The sequence below is a fragment of the Devosia alba genome (assembly GCF_039938915.1).
Lineage (GTDB): Bacteria > Pseudomonadota > Alphaproteobacteria > Rhizobiales > Devosiaceae > Devosia > Devosia alba.
The window spans coordinates 282,005-295,139 of the sequence record NZ_JBDUUI010000003.1 but is presented as its reverse complement, the minus strand read 5'-3'; the positions used below and the strand labels follow the sequence as shown (position 1 = coordinate 295,139).

Below are 13,135 nucleotides of genomic sequence, written 5' to 3'. Positions count from 1 at the left end.
TTCCTCCCCCTTCAGGGGGAGGCGAGGTGGGGGTATGCTCCTCAAACTGTTACAATGTTCTGCTTCCCGAGTATCCCCATGACCGACCTGTCCAACAAACCCGTCGATACCCTCAGCCCACCCGAGGCCCGGGCCGAGCTGGAGCGGCTGGCGGCGGCCATGGCCGAGGCCGATATCGCCTATCACCAGAAAGATGCGCCCGAGATCAGCGACGCCGATTATGACGCGCTGCGTCGCCGCAATGAGGCGATCGAGCAGCGGTTTCCGGCGCTGGTGCTGCCAGACGGCCCATCGGCAGCCGTGGGCGCTGCTCCGGCCGAGGGCTTTGCCAAGGTCAGGCACGGCATCCCCATGCTCAGCCTGGGCAATGCGTTCGATGACGCCGACGTCGCTGATTTCGTGGCGCGGGGGCGGAAGTTCTTCGAGAAGGAATTTGCGCGCGATCCCGATTTCAAACTCTATTTCACCGCCGAGCCCAAGATTGACGGGCTGTCGGCCTCGCTGCGCTACGAGAACGGCGTTTTCGTGCGCGGGGCGACGCGCGGCGATGGTACTGAAGGCGAGGACATCACCGAGAACCTCAAGACCATCAAGGACATCCCCAAAGAGCTCAAGGGCTCGGGCTGGCCAGCGGTGATCGAGATCCGCGGCGAGGTCTATATGAGCCACGCCGAGTTCCAGCGGCTCAAGGCGCAGTCGGCCAAGTTTGGCGGGCAGGATTACGTCAATCCGCGCAATACTGCGGCCGGTTCGCTGCGGCAGAAAAACCCCGAGATTACCGCCAGCCGGAATTTGAACTTCTTCGCCTATGCCTGGGGAATCTCGGAGAATGCAGCTGGCCAGCCGCAACCGCCGGCAGCGACCCAGGGCGAAGCGGTGGAGAAATTCAAGCAATGGGGGTTTGTCACCACGCCGCTGATGATCCGCACCGACAGCATTGAGGCGCTGCTGGCGCATTATCGTGCCATCGAAGCGCAGCGCGCCACGCTGGGTTATGACATTGATGGCGTGGTCTACAAGCTCGACGATCTGGCGCTGCAGCAGCGCTGGGGCTTCGTCGCCCGGGCGCCGCGCTGGGCGATTGCCCACAAATTTCCGGCCGAGCAGGCCACCACGATCTTGACCGGTATCGACATTCAGGTCGGCCGCACCGGCGCGCTGACGCCGGTGGCGCGGCTGGCGCCGGTGACGGTGGGCGGGGTGGTGGTGGAGAATGCCACGCTGCACAATGAGGATTACATCAAGGGGTTGGGCAATGATGGCGCGCCGATCCGCAATGGCGTCGATCTGCGCATTGGCGACACCGTCATCGTCCAGCGGGCTGGCGACGTCATTCCGCAGATCGTTGATGTGGTGCTGGACAAGCGCCCCGCCGATGCCAAACCCTTCGTGTTCCCCGAAACCTGCCCGGTGTGTGGCTCGCCAGCCATTCGCGAGGTCAATGAGAAGACCGGCAAGGTGGACTCCAAGCGCCGTTGCACCGGCGAGCTGGTCTGTCCGGCCCAGGCAATCGAAAAGCTCAAGCATTTCGTGGCGCGCGACGCCATGGATATCGACGGGTTGGGCGACCGGCAGGTGACCCAGTTCTACGAGGAGGGGCGCATCGCCCGACCGGCCGATATCTTCACGCTGAGGGCCCGCGACGAGCGGTCGGTGAAAAAGCTCAAGGATGTGGATGGCTTTGGCGCCACTTCGGTCAGGAAGCTGTTTGACGCGATCGAGGCCCGGCGGGAACCGGAGCTGGATCGTTTCATCTACGCGCTGGGTATCCGCCATGTCGGAGAGACCACGGCGGCACTGCTGGCCAAGACCTTCACCACCATGGAGGCCTTTCGCGACACCGCCTCGGCGGCGGCGCATGCCGAGGGCGACAAGCACGCCGTCTTTCCCCAGATCAACGGCATTGGCGATACGGTGCGCTCGTCGGTCATGGCGTTTTTTGCCAATGACCGCAACATTGAAGCACTGGACGATCTGCTGGCCGAGGTGCATCCCAAGCCTTATGTGGTCACAATTGCTGCCGATAGTGCGGTGGCAGGCAAGACGGTGGTGTTCACCGGTTCGCTGGAGCGGATGACCCGCTCGGAGGCCAAGGCGATGGCCGAACGGTTAGGCGCCAAGGTGGCCGGGTCGATCTCGGCGGCCACCGATATTCTGGTGGCGGGGCCGGGCGCCGGGTCCAAGCTGAAAAAGGCTGAAGAGCTCGGTGTCGAGGTGATCAGCGAAGATGAATGGTTCGAGCGCGTCGGCTAAGCGCCCAGACGCCGTCAGGGAGAACGGGATGCGATTATTGGGTGTTTTGGCAGCAGCCGTGTTGCTGCCGGTGACGGTGCAGGCCAGTGAGACGGGCGAGTTGCTGGCCAGCCATCTCTACGCGGGCAGCATCGGCGCGGGGCAGGCGGCGCTGGCCGCTGGCAAGGACGCGGGCGAGCCCGAAGCCTGCTTTGGCTGGGCCATGCTGGGTCTGGCAGGGGCGCTGGAAGGGCTGGCGCAGGATTTCTATCGCTATGGCGGTACGGCGCCCGACACGCCGGCAGCGGCAATGCTGCTGGGCATCGGCGAGGCAGAGCCGCCGGTAGTGCTCAATCCGGCGCCCGAAGCGCTGCGCTATCCGGCCCTGCGCACCGTGCTGGCCGATTTCCGCAGCGACCTCGCAGCGGCCCAGGCGGCGTTCGTCTGTGGTGGCGCCGATGGTGCCGATTATGTGCTGCCGATCGACCTGCTCAAGGCCAGGCTCGACTTCAATGGCGATGGCACCACGGCGCCGGAAGAAACCCTGGCCACGGTGCTGTTGCCCCTGCTCGGTCAGGATTTTGTACCGGACACAGCCATCGCGCCCATGGGCAAGACCAAGCGCAAGGGGCCGCCGGTGCAGGATGGCACGCTCGGCTTTGATCCGGCCGATGCCATCTGGCTGGCCGGCTACACCAAACTGGTGGGCGCACAGCTGGACTGGCTGATGGCCCATGATTTCGAGGATTTCTTCAACGCCTATCTGCATCGGGTATTTCCCCAGGCAGGTCTGCCCATGCAAGGCATGGATGGGGTGGGCAGCCTGGTCATGGATCCCGACAGCGATGCGTCGATCGCCGATATCATTGCGGGCATTCACACGCTGAATTTCTCGGTGATCGACAAAGCCCTGCTGGCCAGCATTCCCGATCAGCTCAAGCAGGTCACGGCGCTGTCGCGGCGCAACTGGGAGCTGATCCTGGCCGAGACCGATGATGACCGCGAGGTCATTCCCAATCCGGACCAGACCAGCCTGCTCGATGGCATGCCGGTGACGGCGGCGGGCGTTGCCGCCTGGCGGGAGACGCTCGACGTGCTCGACCAGATCATCGATGGCCAATTGCTGATTCCGCATTGGCGCTTTGCCCAGGGCTTTGATCTCAAGGCCTATTTCGACAGTGCCGAGCGCACCGATCTGGTGATGTTGTTGGCCGGACAGGACGCCCTGCCGTTTCTCAAGGACGGCCCGATTGCCGATGCGGAGAGCTTTGCTGCGGGCAATGCGGCGTTTGGCGACGCGTTCCCCAACTACGCCTTCTGGTTCAACTGAGTTTAATGCCGGGGCGGCTGGCGACACGCCGCCCTGTCAAACCTTCCCCATTTGGCTGTGTCTGTTGCGACAGGCCTCACTTAGGCCGCCCACCCGGAGATGACGAATGCGTCTTGTTGCCCTTATTGCCGGAATGGTGCTGGCCCTGACCGGTCTGGCTGCAGCCCAGACCTATGACACTCCAGAGGCCCTGCTCGAGGACTTCTATGCCCCCTATTTTACCGGCGAGTTCTACGACGATGAAGCCCCTTTCCGCTCAGCGGCTCTGCAGGCGCTCCATGACAATGACGCCGAAATCACCCCGCCGGGGGAAATGGGCGCCATCAGTTTCGATCCCTATGTCGACGGCCAGGATTTTGATCTCACCGAATTCCAGATCGGCACGCCCACCATTGTTGGCGCTGAGGCGATTGTGGATGTCAGCTTCCGCAATTTCGGCGAGCCGCGCAGCCTCACCTTTGAACTGGTGAACGAAAATGGCTGGAAGATCGACGACGTGGTCTCGGGCAATCCGGAAAACCAGTATCGCCTGAGCGAGATCTTTGCTGCCGCCGCCGGCAACTGAGCCTGCCAGATTGCCAAATGGTAATCGCCTGCCGCAGTTTGGCCATGGCACGATCACAGTCGCGCCATGGCCGGGCACTAGCGTTTTGCCATCATGTAGGGAGACGGGGCATGCAACAAACTGGAGCAATGCTGGTGCTGGCGGGGCTGCTGCTGAGCGGCCCGGCGCTGGGCGCCGAGCGCTATGGCGATCCCAAGGCGCTGGTGAGCGCCATCTATGCCGAATACCAGCCGGGGGCGCATGCCAGCGCCCCCAACAGCTTTTATTCGCAGCGTCTTCAGGGAATCTACGAGCAGGCGGTGGAAAACAACGTCTTTGCCGATGATGCCGCCGTCACCGGCGCGCCCTTCGTGGCGGCGCAGATGTTCAACCCGTTCCTGCCCGATGCCAGCGCGCTACTGTTCGACCTCAGCGTCGGCGAGGCCACCATCAGTGGCGACCGCGCCATCATCAATGTCAGCTACCACAATTTCGACCATCCACGCCTGCTGGCCATTGCCACGGTGCGCGAGGCGGATGGCTGGAAGGTCGACGATGTCGCGGCCCTGGGCCCCGACGACCACTGGCTGCTGAGCTGGGCGCTGACCTATGATCCGCTGGGATTCTAAAGCGCTGCCGTGGCCGCCTTGAGCCATGACCGCACCGGGCCGTCGAGCTTGGGGCCGATCTCGTCGTACACCCGCTGATGATACGCATTGAGCCAGTTGCGTTCGGCCGGGCTGAGCAGGGCGGGTTCGATCAGCCGGGTGTCGATGGGGGCCAGGGTGAGCGTTTCGAACTCCAGATAGTCGGGGAAATCGGTGCTCGCGCGCACCGTGATCAGATTTTCGATGCGGATGCCGTATTCGCCAGCCTTGTAATAGCCGGGCTCGTTGGAAAGCACATTGCCCTCCTCAAGCGGGGTGGGGTAGCGCGACGAAATGCCGATGGGGCCCTCGTGGACGCCCAGATAGGCGCCCACGCCGTGGCCGGTGCCGTGACTATAGGTGACGCCATCCTGCCAGAGGAACTGGCGCGCCAGAACATCAAGCTGGGCGCCGCTGGTGCCCTGGGGGAAGCGTGCGGTGGAGATGGCGATCATGCCCTTGAGCACGCGGGTGAAGCGGTCGCGCTGTTCGGGGGTCGATGAACCGGTCGAGAGGGTCCGGGTGATATCGGTGGTGCCCGATAGATATTGCGCGCCGCTATCGAGCAGCATGAGTTCGCCGGGCTTGAGGGTACGATCAGTCTTGGTTGTCACCCGGTAGTGCACAATGGCGCCATTGGGGCCGGCGCCGGAAATGGTGTCAAAACTGGCGTCAACGCAGCTCTCCTCCTGGCGCCGGAAGGCTTCAAGAGCGGTGACGATACCGATTTCGGTCAGTTCGCCCTGTGGGGCATTGGCGTCAAACCAGGCGAGGAATTTGGCCAGTGCGACGCCGTCCAGCATGTGCGCTTCGCGCATGCCGGCCAGTTCGGCCTCGTTCTTCCTGGCCTTCGGCAGCAGCACAGGGTCAGCCTTTTCGATCAGCCGGGCGCCAGCTTCGGTCAAGGTGGTGGCGATGGCCTGGGGCACGCTCGCGGGATCGATCAACACCGCTTTATCGACTGCGCCGAGTGCCGCCAGATCGCTGGTGAAGCTGGCCGTACTGGCGATTTTGGCGACGCCCGCAAGGGCCGTGGTGAGTTCATCGGTGATCCTGGCCGGATCGAGATAGAGCGTCGGCTGACCGGTCTGCGGCACGATGGCAAAGCCCAGCACAAAGGGGGTATTGGGCACGTCGCGACCGCGCATGTTGAGCAGCCAGCAGATCGATTCGGGCAGGGTCAGCACCGCGGCATCGGCCTTGTCAGAGCGCAAACTGGTCTGGATGGCGCTGATCTTGTCGCCTGCGGTCTGGCCGGCGCGGTTGTGGCCGAGAAACTCGATGGCGCTGACTGGAGCGCCGGGGCGGTCCGCCCAGACGGTGTCGACCAGATTGGCGTGGGGTACCACTTTGCAGTGATCGGCAAGCTGGCGGGTCAGGTTACGCACTTCGCCGGGCGTGTGCAGCCAGGGATCATAGGCCAGCGTGCCGCCCTTGGGCACGAAATCGGCCAGTTCGGTGCCATAGCCACCTTGCCCCCAGGCCCGCACCGAGACCAGCGCGGTATCGGTCTGGGTGGGCGCCTGCAGGGTGTAGCGGCTATCGACAAACAGCCCGGCGTTGTCGGGACCGACAATGGCGAAACCGGCCGAGCCGGTGAAGCCGGTGAGATAGGCCAGCCGCGCGTCGCCCGGCGGTACCGACTCGCCGCGATGGGCATCGGCGCGGGGAACCAGAAACGCATCGACCCCGGCCTTGGCCATGGCGTGCCGCAGGGCCGCCAGACGGGGGGCGACATTGGCGGGATCGGCCTTTTCCTCAAAGCTCTGGAACAGGGCGGGCGGGAAGGCGGCGAGGGTCATATAACGGTGTCCTTGGACGGGAGGTGCGCTGGGCTCATGGCTGACCTGACCGATCAGCCCATAGCATATCGCAGGAGAAGGCCTACCTTAGTGTCACAACACAGGAGAGCAACCATGGCCAATGAGAAGAATTTCTTCGCCCGCGCAGTAGACGCAATGATTGCCGGTCGCGAACTCACCGCGAAGCGCTATGTCGCCGAGTTTGAGCGCACCTATGGCAAGACCAACCGCCCGTTAACAAAGCGGTAATCGGTCCTGCCAAACTTGCAGGGCTGCTGTGCCGATATGGGTCTAACTGACACGCTCGGTTTGGCCTAGACAGCTCAGGACGATGGCAACAGACCACGCGTCCAAGTGCATGGAGATGACGATGACCGAGAGCATGAACGATTTTCGCAAGACACTGGGTTCGGTAATCGATGCCCGTGGTCGCGAATCGAACCGCCAGGTCAGCTATCGCATGCAGCATCAGCTGATCGGCGCCTTCACCAAGCGCCCATAAGGCCGCAAGATTTCATCGCAGAGTATGTCGATCCCCGGGGCCCGCTTCGGGGATTTTGCTTGTCTGGGATCTGTCGGCTCGCCTGGCTGTGGCGCTACCCATTGCGGAGCCACAACCACCGACCGTCACCCTCTCAGGGTCAAGCCCCCAGGGTCATGCGGTGGACGCTCACACCAAGGCCGTCAACGCCCGTTCGGGGACGCTGAATGGTTAACAGTCTGCTAACCAGTAAACCCTCTCGGGGGCGAGAAATCGAATGGCCTGCTACTTCATTTCCAGCATCAGCGTGGTCCATTCCTTGCGCTGCAGCGTCTGGGTCAGGGTCATGCCCTGACGGGCATAGGCGTTGATCACGCCACGCGCCTGATGCTCCAGAATCCCGGACAGAACAATGCTCGCGCCCTTTTGCGCCGCCTTGCCGACCGAGGGCGCCAGCGCCATTAGCGGGCCGGCCAGGATATTGGCGACGATCAGGTCATAGGGGCCGTTTTGCGTTATTGTGGACTGGGTTAGCCCCGTGGCCTCGACAGCAACGATCAGCGTGCCGACGCCGTTCTGCTCGGCATTGGCGATGGTGGTGGTGACCGAAATCGGATCGATATCGCTGGCAATCACCGGGGTTTTGGTGCGCTTGGCCAGGGCAATGGCCAGCACGCCGGTGCCGGTGCCGACATCGATCATGTGGCGCGGCTTGCGGCGCTTGAGCAGCAGGTTGATGGCCTCGAGGCACCCGGTGGTGGTCTCGTGGTGGCCAGTGCCAAAGGCCTGCGCCGCGTCGATCCGTATTGCCGTCAGCCCGCTGGGCACGGGTCCGGTTTCGTGGCTGCCATAGACATAAAAGCCGCCGGCCGTCACCGGGGCCAGGCCCTCCAGCGATCTGGCCACCCAGTTGATTTCGGGATCAATCCGGGACACTGAAAATTCCACTTCAATGCCAAGGGTTTGGCGTGCCAGCTCAACAAAGGCTGCAAGGTCGGGCGGGCTGTCACAGGCCGCCTCGAAGTACCATTGGCCGGTGTCTTCATTCTCGTGTGCCGAGGCGGTCAGCGCCAGATCGTCGCGCTCCATCACCGCATCGACCAGTTCATAGGCCTGATCCTTGGTGAGCGGGGCAGAGAGCTGATCGACGGACATGGCGGTTTCCTCAGGTTTCGCGCCTTGTTGCGCCATCGGCCCGCGGGCGTCAATGCGAACTTGTCCCCGGGTCCTCTTGGGTGCCTGAACAGAGGGGTAGTGGATCGCCGCTCACCCCTTGGTAACAAAACTCTCCAGCACCTTCTTGCGCCCGGCCTTTTCGAAATCGATGGTCAGCTTGTTGCCCTCGATGGCGGCGATGGCGCCGTAGCCGAATTTGAGGTGGAAGACGCGTTCGCCGAAGGTGAAGGCGGATTTGTCGTTGCCGATATCAACGGAGCGGGCGACCAGATCGCCGTCAATGGTCATTGGGCCGGCGCTCTTGCGACTAGCCTGCTGGGCGCGGGCGCGCTGCCAGCCGGGGGTTTCGTAGACGCTCTCGAAGGGGTCAGCCTTGTTGAAGCGGCTGGAGGCCCCCCCGCCATAGCCATAGCCGCCATAGGAGGAGCCGGTATCGGTGACTTCCACCGCGTCGGCGGGCAGTTCATCGAGAAAGCGGGATGGAATGGCCGATTGCCAGAGGCCATTGATGCGGCGGTTCTGCGCAACTGACAGCCGGGCGCGCTTGCGGGCGCGGGTAATGCCGACATAGGCGAGGCGCCGCTCTTCCTCGAGGCCAGCGCGGCCGCTTTCGTCCATGGTGCGCTGGCTGGGGAACAGGCCTTCTTCCCAGCCGGGCAGGAAGACCGTGTCAAATTCGAGGCCCTTGGCGGAATGCAGCGTCATGATCGAGACGGCGTCTTCGGCTTCTAAAGTATCGCGATCCATAACGAGCGAAATATGTTCGAGGAAGCTGCCCAGGGTGTCGAACTCCTCCATGGAACGCACAAGTTCCTTGAGGTTTTCAAGGCGCCCTGGCGAGTCGGGGGATTTGTCAGCCTGCCACATGGCGGTGTAGCCGCTTTCGTCCAGGATCTGCGCGGCGAGTTCCCAATGGGGAATGCCAGAGCGAATAGTCCGAAGTTCTTTTTCTTCCGGCATTTCCTCGCGTTGAAGCTGCGCCGACCAGTGGTCGAATTGGCCGATCAACTCGCGCAGGGTAGTGCGTTGCTTAGGCTTGAGCTCCTCGGTTTCGAGCAGCATGCGGGTTGCAGCGAGCAGCGATACCTCCGCCGAGCGCGAGGCGTTGTAGAGCATCTGCACGGTCGAATCGCCCAACCCACGCTTGGGTACGTTGACGATGCGTTCGAAGCTCAATCCGTCGGATGGATTTGAGACCACGCGCAGGTAAGCGATGGCGTCACGGATTTCCTTGCGCTCGTAGAATTTCGGTCCGCCGATGACGCGGTAATTGAGGCCCATCGTAATGAAGCGCTCTTCGAAGGAGCGCATCTGGTGCGCGGCACGGACGAGAATGGCCATAGAATTGAGAGCTTCGCCTGCCCGTTGGTAGTTCTCGATCTCGTCGCCTACGGTGCGCGCCTCTTCCTCGCTGTCCCACACGGAGGTGACTGAAAGAGGTTCGCCTTTTTCGCCAACATCAGTGTACAAAGTCTTGCCTAGGCGGCCTTCGTTGAAAGCGATGATGCTGGAGGCAGCCTTGAGGATATTGCCGGTCGAGCGGTAATTACGCTCGAGCTTGATCACCTTGGCGCCGGGAAAGTCCTTTTCAAAGCGCAGGATATTGTCGACCTCGGCGCCGCGCCAGCCATAGATCGACTGGTCGTCGTCGCCCACGACACATAAGTTGGCGGCAGAAGCCGGCTTGCCCTGCGCCAGCAGTCGCAGCCACAGATACTGCGCGACGCTTGTGTCCTGGTATTCGTCCACCAAAATGTATTTGAAGCGGTTATGATAGTCTGCCAGCACGTCGGGGTATTCGCGGAACAGGCGGATATTTTCGAGCAGTAGGTCGCCAAAATCGGCTGCGTTGAGTACTTTAAGGCGGGCTTGGTAGGCAGCATAGAGCGCCGCGCCGCGGCCGTTTGCGAAGCCTGCGCTTTCAGCGGGCGATACATCCTTTGGGAAAAGACCTCTATTTTTCCAACTATCAATCAGCGGCGCCAAGTGTTTCGCCTGCCAACGCTTTTCGTCGATGTTCTCGGCGTCGATCAGTTGTTTCATCAACCGGATTTGATCGTCGGTGCCGAGAATGGTGAAATCGGACTTGAGGTCGACAAGCGGGGCATGGCGACGCAGGATGCGCGCGCCGATGAAGTGAAAAGTGCCGAGCCATGGCATGCTCTCGACATCAGCACCGACAAGGCGACCGATGCGCTCCTTCATTTCCCGGGCTGCCTTGTTGGTGAATGTCACAGACAGGATTTCGGACGGCCAGGCGCGCTTGGTATTTAGGATATGAGCGATGCGGGTGGTCAAGACGCGCGTCTTGCCGGTCCCGGCGCCGGCCAGTACCAGGAGCGGCCCATCAAGGCTCTCGACCGCGTCGCGCTGTTCGGCATTCAGGCCCTCGAGATAGTCAGGCACCTGGCTGCGCTTGAACTGGCCGGTTATGGCCCCGGCTGTCGGGCGGGCGGGGGGGTGAGATTCACCGGACATAGAAGGCCTTTCCATCGCTGCGCGCCGGTCCGGGCGCTGCAGCGCGGCGATTGACGAATCTTGATTTGTTCTCCTGCGAATATAGGGACGGGCAGGGGACTTGTATAGAACGGGGGGCCGTCACCGATCTGTCATGTTGACGTCATGGAAGTGTAGCCCGGCCAGCTTATGGCACCCCCCTAGCATTCAACGGGGGATCATCCATGTCGCAGACCAAACTTCTCGTCGCACTGACGGCCACGCTGCTGGCCACCACGGCCAGTGCCGGCGCCGCCGAATACTTCAACCGCATTGCCAGCTTCCCGGTGGCGCTGAACAATCCGGACGCCGAAGAGACCTCGGCAGAGATCATCACCGTCTCGGAAGACGGCATGACGCTGATCTATTCCGACAGCCCAGGCGGCGGCATCGGCTTTATCGACATCACCGATCCCAAGGCACCGGCTGCCAAGGGCTTCCTGTCGCTGGACGGCGAGCCCACCACGGTCGTGGTCATCGGCGACAAGCTGTTTTCGGGCGTCAATACCTCCGAGAGCTTCGTCGAACCATCGGGCAATCTCTCCACCATCGACCTGGCCAGCCAGACGATCGAGGCCAGCTGCGAGATCGGCGGCCAGCCTGACTCTGTGGCGCGCAACGCCGACGGTAGCCTGATCGCCATCGCCATCGAGAACGAGCGCGACGAAGACCTCAATGACGGCGAAATTCCGCAGATGCCGGCCGGCTCGCTGGCGCTGCTCAATGTCGTCGACGGCGCCGTGGATTGCGACAGCCTCAAAATCGTCGACCTGACCGGTCTGGCCGAGATTGCTGGCGACGATCCCGAGCCGGAATATGTGTCGATCAACAGCCTCAACGAGGTCGTGGTGTCGCTGCAGGAAAACAATCACTTCGTCATCGTCGACGGCAATAGCGGCGAAGTGACTGCCCATTTCAGCGCTGGCGCGGTCGATCTCGAGAATATCGACGTGCTCGACAATGGCTCGCTGGACTTTACCGGTGCGCAGGCCGGCGTGTTGCGTGAACCCGACTCGGTCAAGTGGATCGACGACGAGCGTTTCGCCGTCGCCAATGAAGGCGACTACAATGGCGGCTCGCGCAGCTTCTCGATCTTCTCGAAAACCGGCGAAGTGCTCTATGAAAGCGGCGCCGATCTGGAAATGAAGGCGGCCCAGCTGGGCCATTATCCGGACAAGCGGTCCGATGCCAAGGGCGTGGAGCCCGAGGGCATGGACGTCGCGACCTTTGGCGAGAACACCTATATCTTTGTCGGTCTCGAACGCGCCTCGCTGGTCGGGGTCTACAAGGATACCGGTGCCGAGCCTGAATTCGTGCAGGCGCTGCCATCGGGCGTTGGTCCTGAAGGCGGGGTCGCCATACCGTCGCGCAATCTCTTCATCACGGCCAATGAGAACGACCTGGGCGCCGATGGCGCAGCCCGCTCCCATGTCATGATCTATGAGCTGGCCGAAGCCGAGGCTCCGAGCTATCCGCACATCATGAGCGACCTTGATGCCGATGGCCGCCCACTGGGCTGGGTCGCCATGTCGGGTCTGGTTGCCGATGCCGAAAAGCCCGGCATGCTGTTTGGCGTGTCCGACAGCTTCCTGGGCAATCAGCCGGCGATCTACACTATTGATGCGACCACCCAGCCGGCCCGTATCACGGCCAAGACGATTGTGACCCGCAATGGCAACCCTGCCCAGAAGCTCGATCTTGAAGGCATTGCCCTTGATGGCGAAGGCGGGTTCTGGCTGGCTTCGGAAGGCCGCAGCGACCGGTTGATCCCGCATGCGCTCTACCGCGTCGATGCGGATGGCGAAATCGCCAAGGAAGTGCCGTTCCCGGCTGAACTGCTGGCCGAGGAAATCCGCTTTGGCGCCGAAGGCGTCACCGTGGTCGGCACCGGCGACGAGACCACGCTGTGGATCGCCATGCAGCGCGAGTGGAAGAACGACGCCAAGGGCGTGGTCAAGCTGGTGTCCTACAATCCCGCTTCTGGCGAATGGGGTGCCGTCAACTATCCGCTTGAGGCCCCCGCCGAAGGCGGCTGGGTCGGCCTTTCGGAAATTACCGCGCATGGCGAGCTGGTCTATATCGTCGAACGTGACAACCAGATTGGCAGCAAGGCCGTGCTCAAGGCGCTCTATAGTGTGCCGGTTGCCGAACTGGTGCCGGGGGCCCTGGGTGGCGAACTGACCACGGTCACCAAGACGCTGGTACGCGACTTCGTGCCGGACCTGACCTCGACCGGCGGCTATGTGCTCGACAAGGTCGAAGGCTTTGCCATCGACGCCAGCGGCGAAGGCTTTGCCGTGACCGACAATGACGGCGTCGACGACAGCTCGGGCGAGACCATGTTCTGGTCGATCGGCGCGCTGTAACGTCTCGATCAAGGCACTAGCGGATGGCCGGTCCTGCGGGACCGGCCATTGGTCGTCGTGG

10 protein-coding genes are annotated in these 13,135 nt (G+C 62.6%); 7 read left to right on the top strand and 3 right to left on the bottom strand.

Going from position 1 to position 13,135, the window contains the following annotated elements; translation table 11 throughout:
* Positions 1–87 precede the first annotated feature (87 nt).
* The 4 genes from ligA to ABFY71_RS06625 all read left to right on the top strand — a co-directional run bounded on the left by ligA (position 88) and on the right by ABFY71_RS06625 (position 4,735).
* Positions 88–2,253 carry an NAD-dependent DNA ligase LigA gene (ligA, locus tag ABFY71_RS06640; protein WP_347945330.1) on the top strand — a complete coding sequence of 722 codons (2,166 nt, stop codon included), beginning with the start codon at positions 88–90 and terminating at the stop codon, positions 2,251–2,253.
* A 28-nt stretch (positions 2,254–2,281) separates the two neighbouring features.
* Positions 2,282–3,562 carry a hypothetical protein gene (locus ABFY71_RS06635; RefSeq protein WP_347945229.1) on the top strand — a complete coding sequence of 427 codons (1,281 nt, stop codon included), beginning with the start codon at positions 2,282–2,284 and terminating at the stop codon, positions 3,560–3,562.
* 106 nt (positions 3,563–3,668) lie between these two features.
* On the top strand, positions 3,669–4,127 hold the full coding sequence (locus ABFY71_RS06630) for a DUF3828 domain-containing protein (RefSeq protein WP_347945228.1): 459 nt from the start codon (positions 3,669–3,671) through the stop codon (positions 4,125–4,127).
* Positions 4,128–4,237: 110 nt separating this feature from the next.
* A complete protein-coding gene (locus tag ABFY71_RS06625) occupies positions 4,238–4,735 on the top strand; it encodes a hypothetical protein (RefSeq protein WP_347945227.1) in 498 nt (165 codons plus the stop codon).
* On the opposite strand, the gene ABFY71_RS06620 is transcribed toward ABFY71_RS06625, so the two are convergent.
* Positions 4,732–6,555: an aminopeptidase P family protein gene (locus ABFY71_RS06620; RefSeq protein ID WP_347945226.1), complete on the bottom strand. Its 1,824-nt coding sequence runs from the start codon at positions 6,553–6,555 to the stop codon at positions 4,732–4,734. The genes ABFY71_RS06625 and ABFY71_RS06620 overlap by 4 nt on opposite strands.
* A gap of 114 nt (positions 6,556–6,669) precedes the next feature.
* Between ABFY71_RS06620 and ABFY71_RS06615 the strand changes: the two genes are divergently transcribed.
* Positions 6,670–6,804 (top strand): hypothetical protein, encoded by a 135-nt coding sequence (locus ABFY71_RS06615; RefSeq protein ID WP_305577828.1) that lies wholly within the window; start codon positions 6,670–6,672, stop codon positions 6,802–6,804.
* A gap of 121 nt (positions 6,805–6,925) precedes the next feature.
* Positions 6,926–7,057 (top strand): hypothetical protein, encoded by a 132-nt coding sequence (locus ABFY71_RS06610; RefSeq protein WP_305577830.1) that lies wholly within the window; start codon positions 6,926–6,928, stop codon positions 7,055–7,057.
* A gap of 264 nt (positions 7,058–7,321) precedes the next feature.
* On the opposite strand, the gene ABFY71_RS06605 is transcribed toward ABFY71_RS06610, so the two are convergent.
* Together ABFY71_RS06605 and ABFY71_RS06600 are read right to left on the bottom strand one after the other, a co-directional pair.
* Positions 7,322–8,191, bottom strand: a complete 870-nt coding sequence (locus tag ABFY71_RS06605; protein WP_347945225.1) for a 50S ribosomal protein L11 methyltransferase — start codon at positions 8,189–8,191, stop codon at positions 7,322–7,324.
* A gap of 111 nt (positions 8,192–8,302) precedes the next feature.
* Positions 8,303–10,690: an ATP-dependent helicase gene (locus tag ABFY71_RS06600; RefSeq protein ID WP_347945224.1), complete on the bottom strand. Its 2,388-nt coding sequence runs from the start codon at positions 10,688–10,690 to the stop codon at positions 8,303–8,305.
* 203 nt (positions 10,691–10,893) lie between these two features.
* Between ABFY71_RS06600 and ABFY71_RS06595 the strand changes: the two genes are divergently transcribed.
* A complete protein-coding gene (locus tag ABFY71_RS06595) occupies positions 10,894–13,074 on the top strand; it encodes an esterase-like activity of phytase family protein (RefSeq protein WP_347945222.1) in 2,181 nt (726 codons plus the stop codon).
* Positions 13,075–13,135: the final 61 nt, after the last annotated feature.